Genomic DNA, 23415 nt, shown 5'->3' with positions numbered 1-23415 from the left:
GATCAGCTACTTGGACTGGACAGCGGCCTGGACAAGGTCGACGGCCTGCTGGGGTGTGAGCTGGTTCTGAATCACGCCGTAGATGCTGTCATACATTGCGTTGGCGACAGGGGTCGATACCAGGAGGTCCGGCTGGGACTCTGGGCTCGAAACGCCGGGGGCGCTGGCCGCGTCCAGGGCGGCCCTCAACGCACTCTGAGATGACGGGTCCACCTTCGGCTTGTAGGTCGTGACCGGGGGCTGTCCGTTGTCGACAAGCATCTGCTGGGCTTCGTCGCCGTAGTAGAAGGCGATGAACTTCTTGACGGCGGCGAGCTTGGCGTTGTCCTTTGAGACCTTCGCACTGACAACAAGGGGTGCGGAGGCGACGTTCATGATGATGTTCTGGTTGCCGACGCCGTCTTTGAACTGGGGTCCGGCCCAGAAACCCACGTTCCCTGCAACGGAAGACTTCTGAATGGCGCTCGAGCCCCAAACGCCCGCGTCGAGCATGGCCGCCTTGCCGCTGGTGAACTGGTCCACTGCCTGCTGGTAGGTCTGGGTCGAGACGTTGGACGCGAATGCTCCTGCGTCCCGGAGCTCGGCAATGTGCTGGTAGAGGCGAAGGAAGTCCGCATTGTTGAAGCTTCCAGTGCTATTGAGGATGCCGTCGATCTTGTCGGCGTAGCCGAAGCGGTCCAGATCCGTGAGGAAGCTCCACACGCTGAAGGCAGACTGATTGGCCCCGTTCGAGATGGTGGTGATCCCCTTTTCCTTCAGCTTCTTGGCAACAGCCAGGAGATCGTCGAACGTGACGGGAACCTGGAGCCCGTTATCCTGCAGGATCTTCTTGTTGTACCAGAGGCCGGTGAGGAGTCCCTGGTAAGGGACACCATAGATGGCGTCGCCGGACGTGAAGTTGGAAACCGTGCTCTTGGGGAACTTGTCACTCAAGCCAAGCTCGCTGAGCACCGGGGAGAGATTCATCAGCTTCCCGCCCTTGAGCATGTCTTCGGCGTTGGACTTGTACACCCAGAAGACATCAGGCAGGGTATCGCTCTGCGCGGCAATGGAGAGCTTCTGCAGATGCTCGGCAACCGCTTCACCCGTGACCTCCACTTTGACGTTGGGATTCGCTTTCTCGAAGGCCTGGATGATGGCCCAGGTGGCAGGGTCGGCCGTCTTGACGTCGGGGTTCTGCATAGACAGCGAGATTGTCGTCGGGCCGTCAGATGCTGACGAGCTCGACGAACAGCCCACGAGGCTGCCCATAGCGGCTGCAGTCACAAGGGCTGCCGCGGCAAGGCGTCGGGCCCGCCCGGCGGTGGTGATTGAGAAGGACACTTTCATCTCCTTTGACGAGCGAGAGGGCGCTGGTGCCCTCTCGGATTCGGGTGGTTGGGTGCCCGCAGAAGGGGGAATGAACGAGCCACCCAAGTCTGTTTGTCGAAACGTTTGCGCGAAACGTTTGTCTGACGTTAGAACGCGGTGCTTTGATTGTCAAGCATCGGACTAGTCGCCGGCCGGTTGCCGGCGGTAGTCTTCCGTGGACTCGCGCCATTCGATGCGCTGCTGCAGTCTGACGGTGCGCGGACTTGCCTCGGGGGTGCGGAGCCGCTCAACGAGCAGATGCACTGCCGCCGCCCCCATGTCGAAGGCGGGCTGCCTGACCGTGGTGACTCGCGGCTGGAACAGGTCCGAATTGTCAAAGCCATCGAAGGTTGCGAAAGCGATGTCGCGGGGAGTTGATATTCCCGCACGGGCCAAGGTCCGCAGGCTAAGGGCAGCCAGGGGCGTACTGCAGGCTATGACCGCGGTAATTTGGCCGGTGCGGAGTGAATTGCCGAGCTCCTCCGCCAGTGCTTCTCTGTCTGTTCCGGTGATGATGAGCTGTTCGTCGAGGCCGAGCCGCCCCTCGAGCGAGGCGTCCGTAAAGCCGCCCATGCGTTCCTGGAGCGTGGGCACGCGGACGTCTCCGGCCACGAGGGCGAAGCGCCTGTGGCCGGAGACGATCATGTGCGTGACCAGCTGGCGCATGGTTTCCCGGTTGTCTGCGCCGACCTGGTCGAAGGGGAGTTGGGAGAAGATGCGGTCCAAAAGGATCGTCGGCGGCTTCTCCTGTTCCAGGGCCTGCAGCAGGGCAGGGTCCGACTCCGCTGCCCTGGCCAGGATCAGTCCGTCCACGCGTCGGTTCAGGAGCGTCTGGACGGCTTTCTTTTCCCGGTCGGCGTTCTCGGCAGAGTTCGCCAGAACCAGGGTGAGGCCGTTCTCGACGGCGGCATGCTCGACGCCGTGGACCATTTCGGCGAAGGCCGGCTCGCCGGCATCCGAAACCACGAGGCCGATGCTATCAGTCTGGGAGCGCCGGAGTGCTCTTGCCAGTGCGTCCTGCCGATAGCCGGTGGACGCAATTGCCGCAAGGACGCGCTTTCGCGTCTCCGGCTCCACGTTGCGGGTTCCATTCAGCACGTGCGAGACCGTGGATATGGACACCTTGGCCTTGCGTGCAACTTCAACCATCGTCGCCATTGCTCACCTCATCATGTAGCGGCGCATCGTTTGCGCAAGTTTGGAACTACCTTACTTCAGCTCTGGAACCTCCATGTCGCCGGGGAAAACGGTGGCCCAGTTGCGCTTGCTGCTGGAATGAGCCTATCATCCAGTCACGCAAACGTTTCGATGCTTCCGATCCTTTGCAGCAGGCAGAGACAGACCCGGGAGTACAAGGAAGGACAACGGTGACCGAAAACCACACGCCAGCGGGCATCCTCGGGGACTTGACCCGGGCCCATCGCGCACGAACAGCACGGGCGTCAAGCTTTGACCAGACCGGCAGGAACCGGGATAACTGGATCGTCATGCCCGGTGAGGAAAGGACGCTGGCTGATATTGAAGGCCCGGGGTACATCACCCATATCTGGATGACCCAGTCATGCCGGAACCAGCCGGGGCCGGGCCAGATCGATCCGAACGTCGTCGGGGTCCCGATGCTGGAGATCCATAACGCCCTGGGCGTGAGCTGGGAGGTCGTTGATCCCGACTACTACCGGAAGATTGTTCTGAAGATGTATTGGGACGACCAGGAGACGCCGAGTGTGGTCGCGCCGCTTGGTGATTTCTTCGGCCTGATGAACTCGCTCTCGGGTTCGTACGACTCACTGCCGCTGTCTGTCTCCGCCAAGGAACCGGAGCTTCACACCTTCGGCGGTTCCGCAGCTTTCAACAGCTACTTCCGGATGCCCTTCGGAAAGCGCGCGAGGATCGTCGTCGAGAACCAGAACGACATTCCTTACCTCCAGTACTTCTACATTGACTACGAGCTCGTCAAGGAGCCGCTTCCCGAGAACACTCTCTACTTCCACGCACACTGGCGTCGCGCTCTACCCAGCGGCTGGGCACCTGACCTGCAGGCCAACAGCATCGAAACCACGGTGGCGAATCTCGACGGGAAGGACAACTACGTCGCGCTCGAGACTGAAGGCCGCGGGCACTACGTAGGGTGCACACTGGCTGTCCGCCACTTCCAGGGCTCCTGGTGGGGCGAGGGAGACGACATGATCTTCATCGACGACGACACCTGGCCCCCGAGCCTCCACGGAACAGGAATGGAGGACTACTTCGGGCACGCCTGGGGCATGCAGCACAACGCCTACCAATTCAACGGAACCATCGTCCACGAAGAGAACGTGCCCGGATTCCACCACAGCTACCGGTTCCACATGGTCGACCCCATCCGATTCGAAAAGCGGATCAAGGTCACCTTCGAGCACGGTCACGGCAACCATCTCTCGGACGACTGGTCGTCCACCGCGTACTGGTACCAGACTCTTCCCTCCCCGATCCTTGCCATTCCCGGGGTGGAGGAGCGGCTGCCTCTGCGGCCGATCGACCGCGTGATCCAGGCGCCTCTTCCGGAACTGAACGAGGAACAACAGGAAGCCCGGGCGGCTGCTGCCAAGCGAATGGAGGATTTCACGGCCAAGCGCGATGCCCTTCGTGAAGAGCGGCGTCTGCAGGTCGATGAATGGGAGCAGGGAAACGTTGAGATCGCCCGCGCCATCCGGGCCCGTTTCGACGGGGAGGAAAGCTGATGCGGCCGGCGTTCCACTTCGTCGCCGAGAGCGGCTGGATCAACGACCCGCACGGCATCACCGTCAAAGACGGGCAGTACCATCTCTTCTACCAGTACGTTCCCGACAGCACCATCTGGGCCCCCAACTGCCACTGGGGTCACGCCCGTGGATCGGACCTGTTCTCGCTCGAACAGCTGCCGGTCGCGATCGAACCTGGCGATGGTGACGAGGGTATCTGGACGGGCTCTCTCGTCACCGATGACAACGGAGACACCCGCATCTTCTACACGTCAACGGCACAACCGAACATCGGCATCGGCCGCATTCGAGTCGCTTCCCCCGTCGACACGTCCTGGATCGAATGGCAGAAGGGAGACTTTGTCGCCGACGCGCCCTCCGGACTCGACATTGTCGCTTTTCGGGACCCCTTTCTCGTCAAAGAATCGACGGGCTGGCGCATGTTCGTTGGAGCGGGGTCATCTGATGGCACCGCCATGGCGCTCAGCTACAGCTCAGCCGACCTTGATGCCTGGGAATACGAGGGCGTTGCCCTCCAACGTTCGACCGATGATCGAGAGCCGGTATGGCTGGGTGCGCTGTGGGAATGCCCCCAGATCTTCGACATCGACGGCCGCCACCTGATGGTCTCCTCGGTCTGGGATGATGACGTACTGCACTACGCAGGCTATGCCGTGGGCAGTTACGCCGACGGGCGCTTCGAGGCGGGGTCATGGGGGCGCCTTACCTATGGCCCCAGCTACTACGCGCCATCATTCTTCCGTGATGCACAAGGCCGTCCGTGTCTGACGTTCTGGATGCGTGGCATCGCCGATCCGGATTCGGGCTGGGCCAGTGCCCACAGCGTCCCTCATGTTCTCAGCCTCAAGGAGAACCGGCTGGTCGCGACCCCGCATCCGGACCTTGAGAAGTACAGATCCCCAGCTTCCGACGGCGGCGATCTTCCCGGACTCTCCGGGGACATCGTATGGTCTCCGTCGACCGGCGAATCCCTTCGAGTCACATCAGCCGGGAAAAACGTCTTCGTTCTTGACGTCGATTCCCAGAATCTCATCGCCAAGACCGAGGCCGAAACTTTCGATGTCCCCTACCTTGGGGGTGATGTCCGGATCATCCTCGACGCCCAAGCAATCGAGGTCTCGTCGACGTGGGGAATTCTCGCATTCGCAGCTGCGCCAGAGGGTCCAACGTACAGCGTGGACGCGCTCGACGCGACCATCTACCCTCTAGACCCCCGGGGATGAGCGACGGCCACGGCAAGTCGTCACCATTGTCTGGAACACCCGCGGCGTCCGCCGACAGGCACGGACCAGCCGACAAGAGGGCGTCTTCCTGGCCAGATAGTCCGCAAAAGCAGCCGGTAGCACAGGCCCGAAGAAAGGACACACAGGGCTGACCCACGGAAGGGGTGGGTTGTCATGGTCGTTGCAACACCCGGAAATTTTGGGTCTTGCAACGACCATGCCTCGTTAAAGATTTCGGAAGGGGGATGCCCCGAATTCCGGCTCACGGCTTCGTTCCATTAGACAACGCCACGGGGACTAATGGCGGGGCGCCTGTCGGAGCATCGTATATCCAAGGTTGTCTCGGGTCCGGCGGTTCCGGCACGGAACCGCCCTCGTTTATAGGCTGGTCTTGTCCACGTGATTCTCCTTTGAATTGGGCTGCCGGCTAAGCGGCCGGTCGATGAGCGGTCTCGCCCAGCCGGGTTAGGGCGTGTCTCCTAAAGTCCGGGCTGGTGGTCCGGGATGCTGGACGGGTGTCTCGTGATTCTGTTTTGGCTGATGGGCAGTGGGCGCGCATCCAGCCTTTGCTGCCCTCATCCGATGGTCTCCGGGGTCGTCCGTTCCGGGATGACCGGCGTGTGGTCGAGGCCATCATTTACCGGTATCAGTGCGGGATCGCATGGCGTGATGTTCCTGGCGGATTCGGCCCCTGGCAGACGATCTGGAAGCGGCACCGCCGCTACAGCGGCGACGGTACATGGGAGAAGATCCTGGCCGAGCTGACGGTGGCGGATTCCCGGGGCGAGGTGGATTGGTCGGTCTCGGTCGATTCGAGGGTGAACCGTGCCTACCAGCACGGCACGAACCTTCCCCGCGCCACAGGGGCCCCGTCGAATTACATGAATCTGTTTGCTAAACCGGCCCGATCATGCCATTGGCCGTTCCCGCGGCGGGCTGAGCACGAAGATCCATGCCCTGGTCGAGGGGAAGGGCCGGCCGCTGACCTTGCTGGTCGCACCGGGTCAGGGAGGGGACGCGCCGATGTTCCCGCATCTGATGAAGCATCTGAAGGTCAACCGCGGACGACCTCCGGCCTTTGACAAGGAAGACTACAAAGGCCGGAACGTCGTCGAACGGAACTTCAACACCTTCAAGCAGTGGCGGGGGCCACCCGCTACGACAAGCTCGCCCTCACCTACCGGGGCGGCGCGGTCCTCCGCGCCATCAGCATCTGGCTGACAGCATGAGGAGACACGCCCTAGTCGCCTAAGTACTGTCCGGCCCAAGCTGAGATGATCCGGGCAACCCGGGCGGCCTGTCCCTTGCCCGTCAGCAGGTGGTCGCTGCCTTCGAGCGAAACGAAGCTCCGGGGGTGCCTTGCCGTTTGGAAGATCTCGCTGGCATTGTCGATGCCCACGGTGTTGTCTGTGGGGGAGTGCAGGACCATGAGGGGTCTGTGCAGCGTACGGATGCAGTCGCTGAGGTCGGCCCGCTCCACGTCTTCCACAAAGTGGCGGCGAACCTCCATCCGCCTGCCGCCCAGGTTGACCTCCGCGCGGCCCTCGCTGAGGATAGTGCTCACTTCGGCGTCGAACATGTGCTCCACGTGCCTGGGCTCGAACGGGGCGCCGACCGTCGCTACGGCCCGTACCTCGGGAAGGCTGAGGGCGGCCGCCAGCACGGCAGCCCCTCCAAAGGAGTGGCCCACCAAGAGGGAGATTTCCTTGTCCGAGGCACGCATGAACTCGGCGGCGCGGATGGTGTCTGCCACTTTGACGCTGAACGATCCCGCGGACCATTCGCCGGCGGAGTCACCCAGTCCAAGGTTGTCGAAGCGAAGCATCCCGACGCCAAGGTCCGCCAAGCCCTTGCAGATGCGCGAGGCAGAGGGGCTGTCCTTGCCGAGGGTCAAACCATGGGAGAACACACCCCAGCCCCGGACCGGGCCCTCAGGAACGTCCACGATCCCTGCCAGGAGATCTCCGGTGCTGCCTTCGAAGCTGATCTTCATGGATTTGGACACCCTGCCCGCCTTTCGTTGTGCGAGTTGCCCGGGCTTCCCGGGCGACCCTTAAACAACGACGACGGCGCCCCTCACCAGAGCGGTGGGCGGCGCCGTCGTCGTCGTAGTCTAAATTCTGGACTAGATCTTGCGTGCCAGGATGGCCTGCTTGACCTCGGCGATGGCCTGGGTCACCTGGATGCCACGAGGGCAAGCCTCCGAGCAGTTGAAGGTGGTGCGGCAGCGCCACACCCCTTCCTTGTCGTTGAGGATTTCCAAGCGCATGTCACCGGCATCGTCGCGGGAATCGAAGATGAAACGGTGCGCGTTCACGATGGCGGCCGGGCCGAAGTACTGACCGTCCGTCCAGAACACGGGGCAGGACGACGTGCAGGCAGCGCACAGGATGCACTTGGTGGTGTCGTCGAACCGTTCACGGTCCTCGACCGATTGCAGGCGTTCCTTGGTGGGCTCGTGGCCCTTGTTGATCAGGAACGGCATGACCTCGCGGAAGGACTGGAAGAACGGCTCCATGTCCACGATCAGGTCCTTCTCCACCGGGAGGCCCTTGATCGGTTCAACGGTGATGGGCTTGGACGTGTCCAGGTCCTTCAGTAGGGTCTTGCATGCGAGGCGGTTACGGCCGTTGATGCGCATGGCGTCGGAGCCACAAACGCCGTGTGCACAGGAACGGCGGAAGGACAGCGAGCCATCGATTTCCCACTTGATCTTGTGCAGGGCGTCCAGCACTCGGTCGGTGCCGTACATCGTCAGCTGGTGGTCTTCCCATACGGGCTCTTCCGAGACCTCAGGGTTGTAGCGTCGCACGCGCAAAGTGATGTTGAAGGTGGGAATTTCCCCACCCCCACCAATGTGCGCGGGCAGCTCGATCTTGGATGCTGGCTCAGCAAGTTCAGCAGACATCTTAGTACTTCCTCACCATCGGCTCGTAGCGCGTAAAGACAACAGGCTTGGTGCCGAGTCGGATGCCCGCGATTGCTTCCGCAGATCCGTCCGCTGGGGCGTGCTCATCCTTATACGCCATGGAGTGCTTCATGAATTTTTCGTCGTCGCGCTCCGGGAAGTCCTCCCGGAAGTGGCCTCCACGGGACTCCTCGCGGTGCAAGGCAGCAACGGTCATGACCTTGGCCAGTTCCAGCAGGAAGCCCAGTTCCACCGCTTCGAGCAGATCAAGGTTGAAGCGCTTTCCCTTGTCCTGGACGCTGATGCGCTGGTAGCGCTCCTCGAGGGACGCGATGTCCTTGAGTACCTGGTTCAAGGTGTCCGCGGTACGGAACACCTGCATGTTGGCATCCATGGTGTCCTGCAGTTCCTTGCGGATCGCGGCGACCCTTTCGCCGCCGTCGGAAGTGCGGACGTGGTTCAGCAGATCCAGCGTGTAAGCCTCCGGGTCTTCCGGGAGCTCCACGAAGTCAGCCGTCTTGGCGTATTCGGCGGCAGCAATGCCCGCACGCTTGCCGAAGACGTTGATGTCCAGCAGCGAGTTGGTACCCAAACGGTTGGAGCCGTGGACGGAGACACAAGCGACTTCGCCGGCCGCGTACAGGCCCGGCACGATCGTGTCGTTGTCCTGCAGGACCTCGGTGGTGATGTTGGTGGGGATGCCGCCCATGGCGTAGTGCGCCGTCGGGAACACCGGAACCGGTTCCGTGTACGGCTCGACACCGAGGTACGTGCGCGCGAATTCGGTGATGTCCGGAAGCTTCGCGTCAATGTGGGCGGGCTCAAGGTGCGTGAGGTCGAGGAGGACATAGTCCTTGTTCGGGCCGCAGCCGCGTCCTTCGCGGACTTCGTTTGCCATGGAACGGGCCACGATGTCGCGGGGAGCGAGGTCCTTGATGGTGGGGGCGTAGCGTTCCATGAAACGCTCACCCTCGGAGTTGCGAAGGATGGCGCCCTCGCCGCGGGCAGCTTCCGAGAGGAGGATGCCCAAGCCTGCGAGACCGGTCGGGTGGAACTGGAAGAACTCCATGTCCTCCAGCGGGATTCCGCGGCGGAAGGCGATACCCATGCCGTCACCGGTCAGGGTGTGGGCGTTGGAGGTGGTCTTGAAGACCTTGCCTGCGCCGCCGGAGGCGAACACTACGGACTTGGCCTGGAAGACGTGCAGTTCGCCGGAGGCGAGGTCGTAGGACACGACGCCGGCAACGCGCTTCTGCTTGTACGGCGTTCCGTCTTCGCGGACGGCGTCTTCCTCGACGGTCAGCAGGTCCAGGACGTAGTACTCGTTGTAGAACTCAACGTTGTGCTTGACGCAGTTTTGGTACAGCGTCTGCAGGATCATGTGGCCGGTGCGGTCTGCTGCGTAGCAGGCCCGGCGGACCGGAGCCTTGCCGTGGTCGCGGGTGTGGCCACCGAAACGGCGCTGGTCAATGCGGCCTTCGGGCGTGCGGTTGAACGGCAAGCCCATCTTCTCCAGGTCCAGCACGGCGTCGATGGCTTCCTTCGCCATGACCTCGGCTGCGTCCTGGTCAACGAGGTAGTCGCCACCCTTGATGGTGTCGAACGTGTGCCACTCCCAGTTGTCCTCTTCGACGTTGGCCAAGGCTGCACACATGCCGCCCTGGGCCGCGCCAGTGTGGGAACGGGTGGGGTAGAGCTTGGTCAGTACTGCGGTGCGTGCGCGCTGACCGGATTCGATCGCGGCGCGCATGCCGGCGCCGCCGGCACCGACAATAACGACGTCGTACTTATGGACCTGCATACCAGATGCTCTTTCTCTCTAAGTCAGATGGTCGGCGGAGCCTGCTCCGCGTGTTTTGCACAGCCGGACGAGCCGGTGGTGCAGCGGAGCAGCTACGGCGCCGGGCAGAACCCGCCCGGCAGCTGAACGCCGTTGACGACGGGGCACGGGTTGAACGTGAAGATCACCAGCGTGCCAAGAACGATGATGACGAAGCTGGCCGCGTACAGGACCACCTTGAGCCAGAAGCGGGTGGCGTCCTTTTCGGCGTAGTCGTTGATGATGGTGCGGACGCCGTTGGTGCCGTGAAGCATCGCGAGCCACAGCATGGCCAGGTCCCAGAACTGCCAGAACGGATCGGCCCACTTGCCCGCCACGAAGCCGAAGTCGATGGCGTGGATGCCCTCTCCGACCAGCAGGTTCACGAACAAGTGGCCGAAGATCAGCACTACGAGCACGACGCCGGAGAGCCGCATGAAAAGCCACGCGAACATCTCGAAGTTCCCCTTGGAACCCGTGCCGCGGCGGTACTGCGGAGCGATCTTTCCACTGCGTGGGTTCTGAATATCAGTACTCATGGCTTAGTGGCCTCCCAGAGCGAGGGACAGGTGACGGACGGCGAAGGCCGCGAAGGCAACCAGCCAGAGTGCCAGGACGACCCACAGCATCTGGCGCTGGTACTTGGCGCCCTTCTTCCAGAAGTCAACGGCGATGATGCGCAGGCCATTGAAGGCGTGGAAAACGATGGCTGCGACGAGGCCCGTTTCGCCCAGGGCCATGAGGGGGTTCTTGTAGGCGCCGATGACGGCCGTATAGGCCTCTGGGGACACACGCACCAATGAGGTGTCCAGCACATGGACCAACAAGAAGAAAAAGATCACAACACCGGTAATGCGGTGTCCAACCCAGGACCACATGCCTTCACGGCCGCGGTACAAGGTGCCAGCTGGTTTTGTCGGCACTGAATAAACCTTCCTGCAACACAGCGGCGCTGGCACGGGATCCATGCGGGGGGAACGCCAGCTGCGAGAGCACTCGTAGCTCAGCCTAAATCTAGGCTTCGCTCACAGCTTATTCAATTTAGGCGCCCCTTCTTGTAATCAGGTTGCGGGTGTTCGCCTGAATTCCGGTCTTTTCGCGGCGACGGTGAGACGAAGACCACAAAGTGGGACTTGCTCGGGTGTCCGATAAGGTATTGCGGTGAGTACAGACAACGCTGCAAGCACTGAATCGCCATTGCGCCACTTCCATGCGGTCATTCCGGCCGGCGGAGTGGGCACGCGCCTATGGCCGCTTTCGCGTGCGGCCGCGCCCAAATTTCTGCACGACCTCACGGGTTCGGGAAGCACCCTCCTGCGGGCTACGTATGATCGCCTGGAACCGTTGGCCGGCAATCGCGTCCTGGTGGTCACGGGCGTTGCGCACCGTGCTGCTGTCTGCCGCCAGCTTCCCGAAGTGGGCGACGACGAGCTGGTGCTCGAAAGCGAACCGAAAGACTCGGGGGCGGCCATCGGCCTCGCGGCTGCCATCCTGCACCGCCGCAACCCGGACACCATCATGGGTTCCTTCGCGGCTGACCACGTCATCAGCCCGGACAACCTCTTCCAAGAGACTGTCCGCGAGGCTATCCACACCGCCGCTGCTGGGAAGATCGTGACCATCGGCATCAAGCCCACGCATCCCTCAACCGGTTTCGGTTACATCCGCACCGGCGACTTGCTCAATGTGGATAACGCGCCGAACGCGCATGCAGTGGTCGAGTTCGTCGAAAAGCCGAGCGAGGACATCGCCAAGAAGTACCTCGAGACCGGCGACTATGTCTGGAATGCCGGCATGTTCGTCGCCCCTGTGGCACTCATGCTCAAGCACCTCGAAGCAAACCAGCCGGTCCTGTTTGCGGGCTTGCAGGAAATTGCGGAAGCCTGGGACACTCCGGAGCGCGATGAAGTGACGGCCCGGGTGTGGCCCACGCTGCCCAAGATCGCCATTGACTATGCGGTGGCGGAACCCGCCGCAGCGGCGGGGGATGTCGCCGTCGTGCCTGGTACCTTCCGATGGGACGACGTCGGAGACTTTGCCGCGATCGGCCGCCTCAACAATGCCGGCGACGTCGACGAAGTGACGGTCCTCGGCGAAGGCGCGCGTGTCTTCACCGAGAACGCCAGCGGCGTGGTTGTCTCCGACACCAAGCGTGTGATCGCGCTCATCGGCATCAAGGACGTCGTGATCGTGGACACCCCTGACGCCTTGCTTGTCACCACCAAGGAGCATGCTCAGCGGGTCAAGGGAGCGGTGGACGCGCTCAAGGCAAGCGGGGACACTGACGTCCTCTAGCTCGCGAGCCTGAGGCACGGTCCGTAACCAAGAGACCCCTTTCGTTATTCGAAGGGCACGGATGGCTAGAGTTGTGGAGTGCGCAATTTCACTACAGAAACCCAGCCGACCCCCGTGGTGAGGCCGTGGCTTGACGATCTCCTGCCGGAACTCATTGAATTCCGGCGGGATCTCCATGCGCATCCGGAACTTTCCTTCAAGGAATTCCGCACCACGGACAAACTCGTTGAGCGGCTCGAGGCGGCCGGACTGAACCCTCGCCGCCTGGAAGGCTCGGGGGTGACGGTCGACGTCGGCGAAGGACCCATCGCCACGGCGCTGCGCGGCGATATCGATGCCCTCCCCATCATCGAGGAGACCGGGCTTCCGTTCGCTTCGAAGAACCACGGCGTGACCCACGCCTGCGGGCATGACGTCCACACCACCAGCATGCTCGGGATTGCCCTGGTGCTGCACGCCATTCACCAGGAATCGCCGCTGGGCGGCACGGTACGCATCATCTTCCAACCGGCGGAGGAAACCATGCCCGGCGGTGCGTTGTCCTGCATCGAGCAGGGCGTCCTCCAGGGAGTCCCGCGGATTCTGGCGCTGCACTGCGATCCGCGCATCAATGTTGGCCAGATCGGCACGCGCATCGGGGCCATCACCTCGGCCTCGGACACCATCAAGATCGAATTGACCGGGCGCGGCGGCCACACTTCCCGGCCCCATTTGACGGAGGACTTGGTCTTCGCGCTGGCCCAGATCGCTATCAACGTCCCGGCCGTCCTGTCCCGTCGCGTGGATGTCCGTAGCGGTGTCTCGGTGGTGTGGGGCCAGATCACGGCAGGTTCGGCGCCCAACGCCATCCCTGCCAACGGTTACATGGCCGGCACCATGCGCTGCCTGGACCGCGATGCATGGCACAGCGCGGGGGAGCTGTTGGATGACGTTGTCCAGCAAGTTGCCGCGCCGTACGGGGTCGACGTCCACCTTGAGCACACGCGGGGCGTCCCTCCCGTGGTCAACTCGGAACACGAGACCGCCCTCATCGAAGCCGCTGCCCGGGCCGAACTCGGCGAGCACGCCGTCGTCCTGACGCCGCAGTCCATGGGCGGTGAAGACTTCGCCTGGTTCCTGGCGGACCTGCCCGGCGCCATGATGCGACTCGGAACCCACACGCCTGGCGGTGAAGAATACGATCTCCACCGCGGTGACTTCATCGTGGACGAACGTGCCCTCGGCTTTGCGATCCAAGTCCTGGCCGCCGCCGCATTGCGCACCATCCGGGACCTCTAAGACGGCGGTCGCTCGCTCACTTTTGGTCGAAAGCCCTGGGATCCTCCTGCAGATCATTTGCAGGAGGATCCTGTCTTTTGGGCTTGTTTGTGAGCGGGCGTCGCGGCTCCAATTGAGTTGTGCACAATCTAATTGTGAGCTATCGTTAGGGCTATGAGTGAAGCTCCCCGTCTCAACCACCAAGTCTGTTTCGCCCTCTACTCAGCATCGAAGGCGGCCACGGCGGTCTACAGGCCGGTGCTGGATGAGCTTGGGCTGACGTATCCGCAGTACCTCGTGATGCTGGTTCTCTGGGAAAACGAGCCGCGAAGCGTCCGGGAACTGGGTACTGAGCTGGGACTCGACTCGGGAACCCTGTCGCCTCTGCTCAAGAGGCTTGAAGCCTTGGGCCTGGTGGAGCGCCGGCGTTCGGCCGAAGATGAGCGGCGCGTCGAAATCCACCTGACTGACTCAGGTCGTGCCCTCAGTGCCCGGGCGGGGGCCGTCCCACAGCGACTCGCCGACGCCGCGGGGTTGAGCGCCGCCGAACTTGCGCAGCTTCACGACACCTTGGGCCGGCTTACCGCCGCCCTCCATTCAGCCATCTGATCGTCCATCCATCCGAAGAAAAGGAACCACAGTGAAGACTTTGTACACAGCCGAGGCGCTTGCCTCCGGCGAAGGCCGTGACGGCAACGCACGCACCAACGACGGGAAGCTGGACGTAGCACTCGCCAGCCCGGTGGAACTGGGCGGAAACGGCCAGGGAACCAACCCTGAGCAGCTTTTCGCCGCCGGTTACGCGGCGTGCTTCCACTCGGCACTGCGGCTGGTGGGACGCAAGGCCCGGGTGGATCTCAGTGATTCCGCGGTCGCCGCCAAGATCCACTTCGGCGCCCTGGAGGGCAGCGAAGGATATGGACTCGCCGCCGAGCTTGAGATCGCCCTGCCGGCCCTCGACCGGGAAACCGCCGAGCAGCTCGTGGCCAAGGCCCACCAGATCTGCCCGTACTCCAACGCGACCCGCGGCAACATCGCCGTCGACATCAAGCTTGTGGAGGTGGCCGCATGAGCGCCGTACTTCCCAAGCGCACGCGCGAAATCCAGCTTGCATCCCGCCCGCAGGGGCGCCCGGTCCAGGAGAACTTCCGCTTGGCCGAGACCAATCTGCCGGAGCTGCAGGACGGCCAGATCCTGGTCCGCAACGAGTTCATGTCCGTTGACCCCTACATGCGCGGCCGCATGAACGACGCGAAGTCCTATTCGGCACCTTTCCGTCTCGATGCAGCGCTCGACGGCGGTGCGGTGGGTGAGGTGATCGCGTCCCGTTCCGACGCGCACAAGGTGGGCGACGTCGTCGTGCACCAGCTCGGGTGGCGCGAGTTCTCCGTGGTAGACGCCGCACGTACGACACCGGTCCCGGCCGGGTTGGCGCCGTCATCGGCATTCCTCGGTGCGCTCGGCATGACAGGCCTGACGGCATATGCCGGGCTGCTCAAGGTGGCTGAGTTCAAGGCCGGAGACGTCGTCTTCGTTTCCGGTGCCGCGGGCGCCGTCGGCTCGATCGTGGGCCAGGTCGCCAAGGCTATGGGGGCCTCCAAAGTGATTGGCAGCGCAGGTTCCCCCGAGAAGGTGGCGCGCCTGCTCGAACTCGGCTTCGACGCCGCCTTCGATTACCACGACGGTCCGGTGGTGAAGCAACTCCGTGAGGCAGCGGGGGAGCGTGGCATCGACGTCTACTTTGACAACGTGGGCGGCGAACACCTTGAGGCCGCCCTCTCGGTCCTCACGGTGGGCGGGCGCGTGGCGATGTGCGGCGCCATCTCGCAGTACAACTCCACGGAGCCCACAGCTGCTCCGCGCAACCTGGCCGTCGCCATTGGAAAGCAATTGACCCTTCGCGGCTTCCTGGTAGGCGGGCAGCGCCAGCACGCCGCCGAGTTCGCCGGGAAGATGGCCGGATGGCTGGCCGATGGGACGGTCCGCTACGACGAGACGATCGTTGACGGGCTGGAAAACGCGCCGCAGGCCTTCATTGATCTCCTGGATGGGGCGAACACCGGCAAGATGCTGGTCCGCCTGCACTGAGTACGATCCTGCACCGAGTACCATCCCGCACCGAGCACCGGCCGCGGCGGGCGGATATCCTAGGACGGTTCGCTGGGAGTTCCACTACTGCTTGGTAACAAAAGCTCAACAATCTTCGGGTTGTTGGGCTTTTGTGTTACCGGGGTGTGTTTCATCCCACTAAAGTTGTGCCATCAGTGCGCCCCAGGCGCAGTGCTGCGAAGCATCAGTGAAAACAGAATTTCAGCCTCGAGTTTTCGAAACGGACACTCATTGACCAACTGTCGTAGCATCAATCACTTTCTTCCTGGAGGAAAATTGAAGCAATCACTGCGTGCCACCCTAAAGCGCGGTTCATTTGCAGGCGTCGCAACTGCGGGCGCCGCTGCTCTTTTGCTGGCAGGCTGCGGTAGCGCACCGTCTGCGTCGAGCTCGGGCAGCGCCACGAAATCCGACTACACCGCATGCATGGTGTCCGACTCCGGTGGTTTCGACGACAAGTCGTTCAACCAGTCAGGCTATGAGGGTCTTCAGGCAGCGGCGAAGGATCTTGCCATCCAGGAGAAGCATGTCCAGTCCAAGGCCGACACGGACTACGACCCCAACCTCCGTTCCATGGTCCAACAGGGCTGCAAGCTGACGGTTACGGTCGGCTTCCTCCTGGGCGATGCCACGAAGAACATTGCCACGGCAAACCCGAACAGCCACTTCGCCATCATCGACTACTCGGACCCCACCTTCCCGAAGAACGTCAAGCCGATTGTCTATGACACGGCCCAAGCCGCATTCCTCGCCGGCTACCTGGCCGCAGGTACCTCCAAGACAGGCAAGGTTGCGACCTTCGGTGGCCTCAACATCCCCACCGTGAGCATCTTCATGGACGGCTTCTCTGACGGCGTGAAGTACTACAACCAGAAGAAGGGCAAGTCTGTCCAGCTGCTTGGCTGGGACAAGGACAAGCAGGACGGCACGTTCGTCGGCGACTTCAAGCAGGTCGACAAGGGCAAGGTCCTCACCCAGGGATTCCTGGACCAGGGCGCCGACGTCGTCCTTCCCGTCGCTGGTCCGGTGGGCGCGGGCGCAGGCAGTGCGATCGTTGACGCCAAGGCAAAGGGCACGGACGCAAAGCTGATCTGGGTCGACTCGGACGGCTACCTGACCGCACCCGCCTACAAGTCGGTGATCCTGACCTCGGTCCAGAAGACCATGGCCACCGCTGTCCAAACGGTCATCAAGGCCGACAAGGACGGCAAGTTCGACCCCAGCCCTTACGTTGGCACACTTGACAACGGAGGCGTGGCGCTTGCCCCGTTCCACGATCTCGACTCCGCAGTGCCGGCGGATATGAAGAGCGATCTTGACCAGCTGAAGAAGGACATCATCTCCGGCGCAGTGAAGGTCGAATCAAAGTCCAGCCCCAAGTAATATTCCAGGCTAAACCGCGTCGCGCTGCCCTTCAGCCGAGTTTTGGCAGAAGGGCAGCGCGTTCTGCGTTGCCTTCAATTTTGCTCTTCGACACTCCTTGGCCGAGCACTATGCTGGGAGCACGGTGATGACGAGGAGCCATCCTTTATAGATGGGTTGGAGTTTTGAAACTCGAACTGAAAGGGATCACGAAGCGCTTCGGATCCCTCGTAGCCAATGACCACATCGATCTCGTGGTTGAACCCGGCCAAGTCCATTGCCTTTTGGGCGAAAACGGTGCCGGCAAATCCACCCTGATGAATGTCCTTTACGGACTCTACGATCCCAGCGAGGGCGAAATCCTCGTTGACGGCACGCCGGTCATCTTCAAGGGTCCCGGCGACGCCATGGCGGCAGGCATCGGCATGGTCCACCAGCACTTCATGCTGATTCCCGTTTTCACCGTGGCCGAAAATGTAGCCCTGGGAAATGAAGCCACCAAAGCCGCCGGTTTCCTGAACTTGGATGAAACCCGCCGCAAGATCTCCGAGATTTCCAAGCAATATGGATTTCACGTCGACCCCGATGCGCTCGTGGAAGACCTTCCCGTGGGGGTGCAGCAGCGGGTCGAGATCATCAAAGCATTGGTGCGCGACGCCGAAGTCCTGATTCTCGATGAACCGACTGCCGTTCTTACTCCGCAGGAAACCGATGAGCTCCTTGACATCATCAGACAGCTCAAGGCTGCCGGAAAGTCCATTGTCTTCATTTCGCACAAACTGCGTGAGGTCAAGGAAATTTCGGACACCATCACCGTGATCCGGCGGGGGAAAGTGGTCGGTCAAGCTGACCCCTCGGCGTCACCAACGGAACTCGCCTCGGCGATGGTTGGGCGGGCAGTCAGCCTGACCCTGGAAAAAAAGCCCGCCCAGCCGGGGGAGGCGACCTTCAAGGTCCGGGACCTCACCGTTGTTGACCACAACGGCCAGCACGTCGTGGACGGGCTGAGTTTCGACATCGCCAAGGGCGAAGTGCTTGCCATTGCCGGTGTCCAAGGCAACGGCCAGACCGAGCTCACGGAAGCCATCCTCGGTGTCCAGCCCCACGTCACCGGGTCCATCACCCTTGACGACGTCGAACTGCTCGGCAGGAGCGTCAAGCAGGTCCTATCCGCCGGCGTCGGGTTCGTCCCCGAAGACCGCAAGATCGACGGTCTGGTTGGAACGTTCTCCATTTCCGAGAACATGATCCTGGACCTTTACGACAAGCCGCCCTTCGCCCAAGGCATCGGCATGAAACCGGCCTTGATTGCTTCCCACGCGGAGAAAAAGGTCGAAGAGTTCGATGTGCGGACGCCGTCGATCAACGTCGCCGTAGGCACGCTCTCCGGCGGAAACCAGCAAAAGGTGGTGCTGGCGAGGGAGTTGTCCAGGCCATTGAGGCTCTTCATCGCATCACAGCCCACCCGAGGCCTCGACGTCGGCTCCATCGAGTTCGTGCACAAACGGGTCATTGCCGAACGGGACAACGGAACCCCGGTGATGATCGTCTCCACGGAACTCGATGAAGTGCTTGAGCTCGCTGACAGGATTGCCGTTCTCTACCGTGGGAGGCTCGTCGGGATTGTTCCCGCCGGTACCTCCCGCGACGTGTTGGGCTTGATGATGGCAGGCGTTCCGGAACACGAGGCAGAACTGACTGCGCACAAAACCCTCGAGGGAGGAACACATGTCTGAGTCCAACACCCCTCGACACAAACAAGAGGTCAACCCGGTGCTTCCAGAAACTCTGGCTGACGAGGTCGTCCTGGATGTCGCGCTGGACACTGCTGACGGTGCGATGGCCCCGTCAGCAGTTCCGGCTACCAGCCAAGGCGGCCAGATCCCGCACGCCGCCGGTGGTTCAGTCTTCCGGCAGATCGTGAGCGGAAACGCCATGGTATCGGTGTTGTCAGTGCTCCTCGCGATTGTGCTCGGCGGAATCCTGATGGCCGTGACCAACCCCAAAGTGGCAGAAACGGCAGGATATTTCTTCGCGCAGCCGGGGGACATGCTCACCGAGGTCTTCAGGCCGTACGTCGCCCTGGTCCAGGGCTCGCTCTTCAACTGGGCCGGGGCCGACGCCGCAGCCCAGCTGTACCCGATCACTGAAACTCTGACGGTGTCCACGCCCCTGATTTGCGCAGGGCTCGGCGTGGCATTGGCCTTCCGTGCGGGACTGTTCAACATCGGCGCGCAAGGCCAAATCATCTTTGGTGCCCTGTTCGGGGCCTACGTTGGCTTCACGTGGCACTTGCCGTTCCTGGTCCACCTCCTGGTGGTCATCGTTGCCGGACTCGTCGGCGGCGCGGTGTGGGGCGCCGTCGTCGGTCTCCTCAAGGCGCGGACCGGGGCGCATGAGGTCATCGTGACCATCATGCTGAACTACATCGCCAATTTCCTGCTCCTTTTCCTCCTGACCACTCCGGCTTTCCAGCGCAAGGGCTCGACCAACCCGATCTCGCCCTTCCTGGACCAGTCGGCGCTGTTTCCGGAGTTGCTCGGTCCGCAGTTCAGGCTCCACGCCGGCTTCCTCCTGGCCGTGGTGGCGACCGCCTTCGTCTGGTGGCTCCTGAACCGCTCCACGCTTGGCTTTGAATTCCGGGCCGTGGGCGCCAACCAGAGCGCGGCACGCACCGCTGGAATCAACGTTCCGCGGGCCGTGATCCTGGTCATGGCGATTGCGGGTGCGCTTGCAGGCCTCGCTGGCATCGCGCAGGTGTCAGGGACGGAGAAGTACCTTTCGGGAGGCGTCGCGGCTTCCATCGGATTCGATGCCATCACCGTCGCGCTGTTGGGCCGTTCGACGCCGTGGGGAACCTTCTTCGCCGGTCTCCTGTTCGGTGCGTTCCGGGCGGGGGGCGTCGCGATGCAGGCACAGACCCAGACCCCGATCGACATCGTTTTGGTCATCCAGTCCCTGATCGTCCTCTTCATTGCGGCACCCCCACTGGTGCGCGCGATCTTCGGACTGAATCCCCGGAAAAAGAAGAAGGCCCCGGGAGGGCCCGGCTCCGGAACGATCCCCTCCGGAAAAATCGAGAGCGGAGCGGCAACAGCATGAGCACCACAACAACGCAGCCCGGTAGTGGCACGCCCGCCGGCAACGCTCCTGATCGCTCCGGAAAGCCGGGCGTCAGCGAACTGGTGAGCTGGAAAGCCGGAATCGGGCTGTCCCTGCTAGCAATCCTCGGAACCGTGCTGTTCGGATTCATGTCCAATTCGAAATCTGCAGGCTTTGGCATAGCCGAGGCGGCGAATGAAGCGGCCTCCAACGTGGCTGCGTGGGTCACTTTGGTCCTGGCACTTCTTCTTTCGGCCTGGCTCGGATACCTGTGGTTCGTCCGCCGTCGTTCGGGCCCCGCATCGGGTTCGGGCCAACTACCGGGCTGGCTGCCCCCAGCCACCGTCGCCGCGGTTGTGGTGCTCGGCTTGGCCGCGCTCGGAGTGGCAAAGGTTTCCAAGATCACGCTTCCATCGGCGGCCATCGGCTGGATCGCTGCGGTGATTCTCCTGGGCCTGGCCGGCTACACGGTGTACCTCACCCAGGCGAAGAAGGCCACGCCCCGCTGGGTGGGCGGTACCTTTGCCGCAGTGTTCCTCATCGGGTTCATGGTCTGGATCGTGGCTGGCGGAAATGGCGATGAGCCTTCCATCTCCCTCGCTGGACTGATCGCAGGATCCGTCACCTTGGCCGTGCCGCTGGTCTTCGGATCCCTGTCCGGGGTCCTGTGCGAACGCGTCGGCGTGGTCAACATCGCCATTGAAGGACAGCTCCTTTTGGGAGCGTTTTCAGCGGCCGTTGTTGCTACGGTGACGCACAACGTCTACGCCGGACTGGTCGCTGCGGCAGTGGCCGGGTCGCTTGTTTCCCTGGTCCTGGCTGTGGTCAGCATCAAGTACCTCGTCAACCAGATCATCGTGGGCGTCGTCCTCAACGTCCTCATCAGTGGATTGACGAGCTTCCTGTTCTCGACCCTGCTGACGGCGGACCCGGAGGGCCTCAACAAGCCCGGCCGCCTGCCTCCGGTGGATATCCCCTTCCTGTCCGATATCCCCATCATCGGCCCCATCCTGTTCCACCAGTCCCTGGTGGGCTATTTGATGTACGTCGCCGTGATCGTGGTTTACCTCGGCCTTTTCCACACGAAGTGGGGGCTCCGTGTGAGGGCCGTCGGCGAGCACCCGCAGGCGGCCGACACCGTGGGCATCAACGTCAACCGGACCCGTTTTTGGAATGTGCTCATGGGCGGCGCTATCGCGGGTATTGGCGGCTCATTCTTCACGCTGGTTTCCGTGGATGCGTTCAGCAAGGACATGTCCGGAGGCCGCGGGTACATCGCGTTGGCGGCGTTGATCTTCGGACGTTGGAACCCGATCGGCGCGTTCCTGGCCGCATTGTTGTTCGGCTTCGCGGACAACCTTCAGAGCGTCATCACCATCATCGGATCGCCCGTGCCGAGCCAGTTCATGGCCATGCTTCCGTATGCCTTGACGGTCTTCGCGGTCGCTGGGTTGGTGGGAAGGTCCCGGCCGCCGGCGGCAAGCGGCATACCGTACGTCAAGGGTTGACCGTGGCGGCCACGGATACCGGAGGGGTGGACTGGGCGGCCCTCGAAGCCGCTGCGGTCACCGCCATGGGTAAGGCTTACGCTCCGTATTCGAAGTTCCCGGTGGGGGCCGCCGCCCTCACCGAGGACGGACGGATCGTCAGCGGCTGCAACGTGGAGAACGCCAGCTACGGCCTCACACTGTGTGCTGAGTGCGCCCTGGTGGGTGACCTCCACATGGGTGGAGGCGGCAGACTGCGGGCATTCTACTGCGTGGACGCGAAGGGGAACATTCTCATGCCGTGCGGCCGCTGCAGACAATTGCTGTATGAATTCCGGGCACCCGGCATGCAGCTCATGACAACACAGGGCATCAAGACCATGGACCAAGTGCTGCCCGATGCCTTCGGTCCCGACAACCTGGAGGAGAACCGGTGACACAGACTGAAGCGTTTGATGCCGTTCAGATCATCAGCATCAAGCGGGACAAGGGCACCCTGAGCCCGGAACAGATCGACTGGACCATCGATGCTTACACCCGCGGTGTCATTGCCGACGAGCAGATGGCGGCCCTGAACATGGCCATCCTGCTCAATGGAATGGACCGTGCCGAGATCTCGCGCTGGACCGAGGCGATGATTGCCTCGGGCGAGCGAATGGACTTCTCCAGCCTTCGGCGTCCCGACGGCGGCATGAAGGCCACCACGGACAAGCACTCCACAGGGGGAGTCGGGGATAAGATCACCCTTCCCCTGGCGCCATTGGTGGCGGTCTTCGGAGTGGCGGTTCCCCAGCTTTCCGGCAGGGGGCTGGGCCACACTGGCGGGACCCTGGACAAGCTCGAAGCGATTCCCGGCTGGCGGGCGAACCTGAGCAATGCAGAAATCCTGGCCCAATTGCAGGACGTTGGAGCGGTCATTTGCGCAGCCGGCACCGGATTGGCTCCGGCAGACAAGAAGCTCTACGCCCTCCGGGACGTGACGGGCACGGTGGAAGCCATCCCGCTGATTGCCTCGTCCATTATGAGCAAGAAGATCGCCGAGGGCACGGGATCCCTGGTGCTTGACGTGAAGGTGGGCTCGGGGGCGTTCATGAAGGACGAGGCCCGCGCCCGCGAGCTGGCCGAAACCATGGTGGCACTGGGCAAGGATGCCGGCGTCAACACCGTGGCCCTCCTGACCAACATGGGTACTCCACTGGGCTTGACCGCGGGAAATGCCATCGAGGTGGAGGAATCGGTGGAAGTGCTTGCAGGCGGCGGTCCGGAAGACGTCGTCGAACTGACCGTCAGGCTCGCTGAAGAGATGCTGGCCTGTGCCGGAGTGCACGACGCCGACCCCCGGGCCGCGCTCAAGGACGGCCGAGCGATGGACGTCTGGAACCGCATGATCGAGGCCCAAGGGGGCGATCCGCGCGCGGCCTTGCCAGTAGCCAAGGAATCGGAGGTCATCCCGGCCCCGGCCGACGGCGTCCTGGTGGAGCTCGACGCATTGTCAGTGGGTGTGGCTGCGTGGCGCCTCGGCGCCGGACGTGCCCGGAAGGAAGACATCGTCCAGGCCGGTGCAGGGGTGCGCATGCACGCCAAACCGGGCGCCTTGGTGCGTGCGGGGGAGCCGCTGATGACCCTGCTGACTGATACCCCCGAGAAATTCGAAAGGGCGAAGGAAGCCCTGGAGGGGGCCGTGCTTATCGCCCCCGAGGGCTCGCGGCCTGCGCAGCGGCTCATCATCGACCGGATCTCCTAGGCTGGTCTCCCGGGCCGT

At 62.7% G+C, this 23415-nt stretch carries 20 protein-coding genes and 1 pseudogene; 14 read left to right on the top strand and 7 right to left on the bottom strand.

Annotated features, from left to right (window positions below):
* Positions 1 to 6: 6 nt before the first annotated feature.
* Both HNP00_RS04890 and HNP00_RS04885 read right to left on the bottom strand, forming a co-directional pair.
* Positions 7 to 1323, bottom strand: a complete 1317-nt coding sequence (locus tag HNP00_RS04890; RefSeq protein WP_221451141.1) for an ABC transporter substrate-binding protein — start codon at positions 1321 to 1323, stop codon at positions 7 to 9.
* 168 nt (positions 1324 to 1491) lie between these two features.
* A complete protein-coding gene (locus HNP00_RS04885) occupies positions 1492 to 2508 on the bottom strand; it encodes a LacI family DNA-binding transcriptional regulator (protein ID WP_184736514.1) in 1017 nt (338 codons plus the stop codon).
* Between the two features lie 209 nt (positions 2509 to 2717).
* Between HNP00_RS04885 and HNP00_RS04880 the strand changes: the two genes are divergently transcribed.
* The 3 genes and pseudogenes from HNP00_RS04880 to HNP00_RS04870 all read left to right on the top strand — a co-directional run bounded on the left by HNP00_RS04880 (position 2718) and on the right by HNP00_RS04870 (position 6543).
* The gene (locus HNP00_RS04880) at positions 2718 to 4070 is read left to right on the top strand and encodes a glycoside hydrolase family 172 protein (RefSeq protein ID WP_184736512.1); all 1353 of its coding nucleotides are present in this window, start codon (positions 2718 to 2720) and stop codon (positions 4068 to 4070) included.
* Positions 4070 to 5314, top strand: coding sequence for a glycoside hydrolase family 32 protein (locus HNP00_RS04875; RefSeq protein WP_184736510.1), 1245 nt, complete (start codon positions 4070 to 4072; stop codon positions 5312 to 5314). The genes HNP00_RS04880 and HNP00_RS04875 overlap by 1 nt, the downstream gene beginning before the upstream one ends.
* Before the next feature lie 515 nt (positions 5315 to 5829).
* Positions 5830 to 6543: pseudogene (locus HNP00_RS04870) on the top strand (IS5 family transposase).
* Positions 6544 to 6554: 11 nt separating this feature from the next.
* On the opposite strand, the gene HNP00_RS04865 reads toward HNP00_RS04870, so the two are convergent.
* From HNP00_RS04865 to sdhC, 5 genes are all read right to left on the bottom strand, one after another.
* Complete coding sequence (locus HNP00_RS04865) at positions 6555 to 7319, bottom strand: S9 family peptidase (RefSeq protein ID WP_184736508.1); 765 nt, start codon at positions 7317 to 7319, stop codon at positions 6555 to 6557.
* Between the two features lie 120 nt (positions 7320 to 7439).
* Entirely contained in the window at positions 7440 to 8222 is a 783-nt protein-coding gene (locus HNP00_RS04860; RefSeq protein WP_078105990.1) for a succinate dehydrogenase iron-sulfur subunit, read from the bottom strand.
* A 1-nt stretch (position 8223) separates the two neighbouring features.
* Positions 8224 to 10023: a succinate dehydrogenase flavoprotein subunit gene (sdhA, locus tag HNP00_RS04855; protein WP_184736506.1), complete on the bottom strand. Its 1800-nt coding sequence runs from the start codon at positions 10021 to 10023 to the stop codon at positions 8224 to 8226.
* Between the two features lie 92 nt (positions 10024 to 10115).
* Positions 10116 to 10580 carry a succinate dehydrogenase hydrophobic membrane anchor subunit gene (locus tag HNP00_RS04850; RefSeq protein WP_184736504.1) on the bottom strand — a complete coding sequence of 155 codons (465 nt, stop codon included), beginning with the start codon at positions 10578 to 10580 and terminating at the stop codon, positions 10116 to 10118.
* Positions 10581 to 10583: 3 nt separating this feature from the next.
* The gene (sdhC, locus tag HNP00_RS04845; RefSeq protein WP_184736502.1) at positions 10584 to 10964 is read right to left on the bottom strand and encodes a succinate dehydrogenase, cytochrome b556 subunit; all 381 of its coding nucleotides are present in this window, start codon (positions 10962 to 10964) and stop codon (positions 10584 to 10586) included.
* 238 nt (positions 10965 to 11202) lie between these two features.
* Between sdhC and HNP00_RS04840 the strand changes: the two genes are divergently transcribed.
* The 11 genes from HNP00_RS04840 to HNP00_RS04790 all read left to right on the top strand — a co-directional run bounded on the left by HNP00_RS04840 (position 11203) and on the right by HNP00_RS04790 (position 23397).
* A complete protein-coding gene (locus HNP00_RS04840) occupies positions 11203 to 12336 on the top strand; it encodes a mannose-1-phosphate guanylyltransferase (protein ID WP_184736500.1) in 1134 nt (377 codons plus the stop codon).
* A 78-nt stretch (positions 12337 to 12414) separates the two neighbouring features.
* Positions 12415 to 13614 (top strand): amidohydrolase, encoded by a 1200-nt coding sequence (locus HNP00_RS04835; protein WP_184736498.1) that lies wholly within the window; start codon positions 12415 to 12417, stop codon positions 13612 to 13614.
* A gap of 153 nt (positions 13615 to 13767) precedes the next feature.
* The gene (locus HNP00_RS04830) at positions 13768 to 14202 is read left to right on the top strand and encodes a MarR family winged helix-turn-helix transcriptional regulator (RefSeq protein WP_184736496.1); all 435 of its coding nucleotides are present in this window, start codon (positions 13768 to 13770) and stop codon (positions 14200 to 14202) included.
* Between the two features lie 31 nt (positions 14203 to 14233).
* A complete protein-coding gene (locus HNP00_RS04825) occupies positions 14234 to 14665 on the top strand; it encodes an organic hydroperoxide resistance protein (protein ID WP_184736494.1) in 432 nt (143 codons plus the stop codon).
* Entirely contained in the window at positions 14662 to 15681 is a 1020-nt protein-coding gene (locus HNP00_RS04820) for an NADP-dependent oxidoreductase (RefSeq protein ID WP_184736492.1), read from the top strand. Before HNP00_RS04825 ends, HNP00_RS04820 begins: the two co-directional genes overlap by 4 nt.
* 297 nt (positions 15682 to 15978) lie before the next feature.
* A complete protein-coding gene (locus tag HNP00_RS04815; protein ID WP_184736490.1) occupies positions 15979 to 17085 on the top strand; it encodes a BMP family protein in 1107 nt (368 codons plus the stop codon).
* A 164-nt stretch (positions 17086 to 17249) separates the two neighbouring features.
* A complete protein-coding gene (locus HNP00_RS04810) occupies positions 17250 to 18800 on the top strand; it encodes an ABC transporter ATP-binding protein (RefSeq protein ID WP_184736488.1) in 1551 nt (516 codons plus the stop codon).
* Complete coding sequence (locus HNP00_RS04805) at positions 18793 to 20166, top strand: ABC transporter permease (RefSeq protein ID WP_395893781.1); 1374 nt, start codon at positions 18793 to 18795, stop codon at positions 20164 to 20166. Before HNP00_RS04810 ends, HNP00_RS04805 begins: the two co-directional genes overlap by 8 nt.
* Positions 20163 to 21674: an ABC transporter permease gene (locus HNP00_RS04800; RefSeq protein WP_260404759.1), complete on the top strand. Its 1512-nt coding sequence runs from the start codon at positions 20163 to 20165 to the stop codon at positions 21672 to 21674. The genes HNP00_RS04805 and HNP00_RS04800 overlap by 4 nt, the downstream gene beginning before the upstream one ends.
* Before the next feature lie 2 nt (positions 21675 to 21676).
* Positions 21677 to 22090 (top strand): cytidine deaminase, encoded by a 414-nt coding sequence (locus HNP00_RS04795; RefSeq protein ID WP_395893780.1) that lies wholly within the window; start codon positions 21677 to 21679, stop codon positions 22088 to 22090.
* A complete protein-coding gene (locus HNP00_RS04790) occupies positions 22087 to 23397 on the top strand; it encodes a thymidine phosphorylase (RefSeq protein WP_184736484.1) in 1311 nt (436 codons plus the stop codon). The genes HNP00_RS04795 and HNP00_RS04790 overlap by 4 nt, the downstream gene beginning before the upstream one ends.
* Positions 23398 to 23415: the final 18 nt, after the last annotated feature.

This window comes from Arthrobacter sp. AZCC_0090 (assembly GCF_014207375.1).
Classification (GTDB): Bacteria; Actinomycetota; Actinomycetes; order Actinomycetales; family Micrococcaceae; genus Arthrobacter.
The sequence above is the reverse complement of the archived record's forward strand: the minus strand, read 5'-3'. Positions and strand labels throughout refer to the sequence as shown.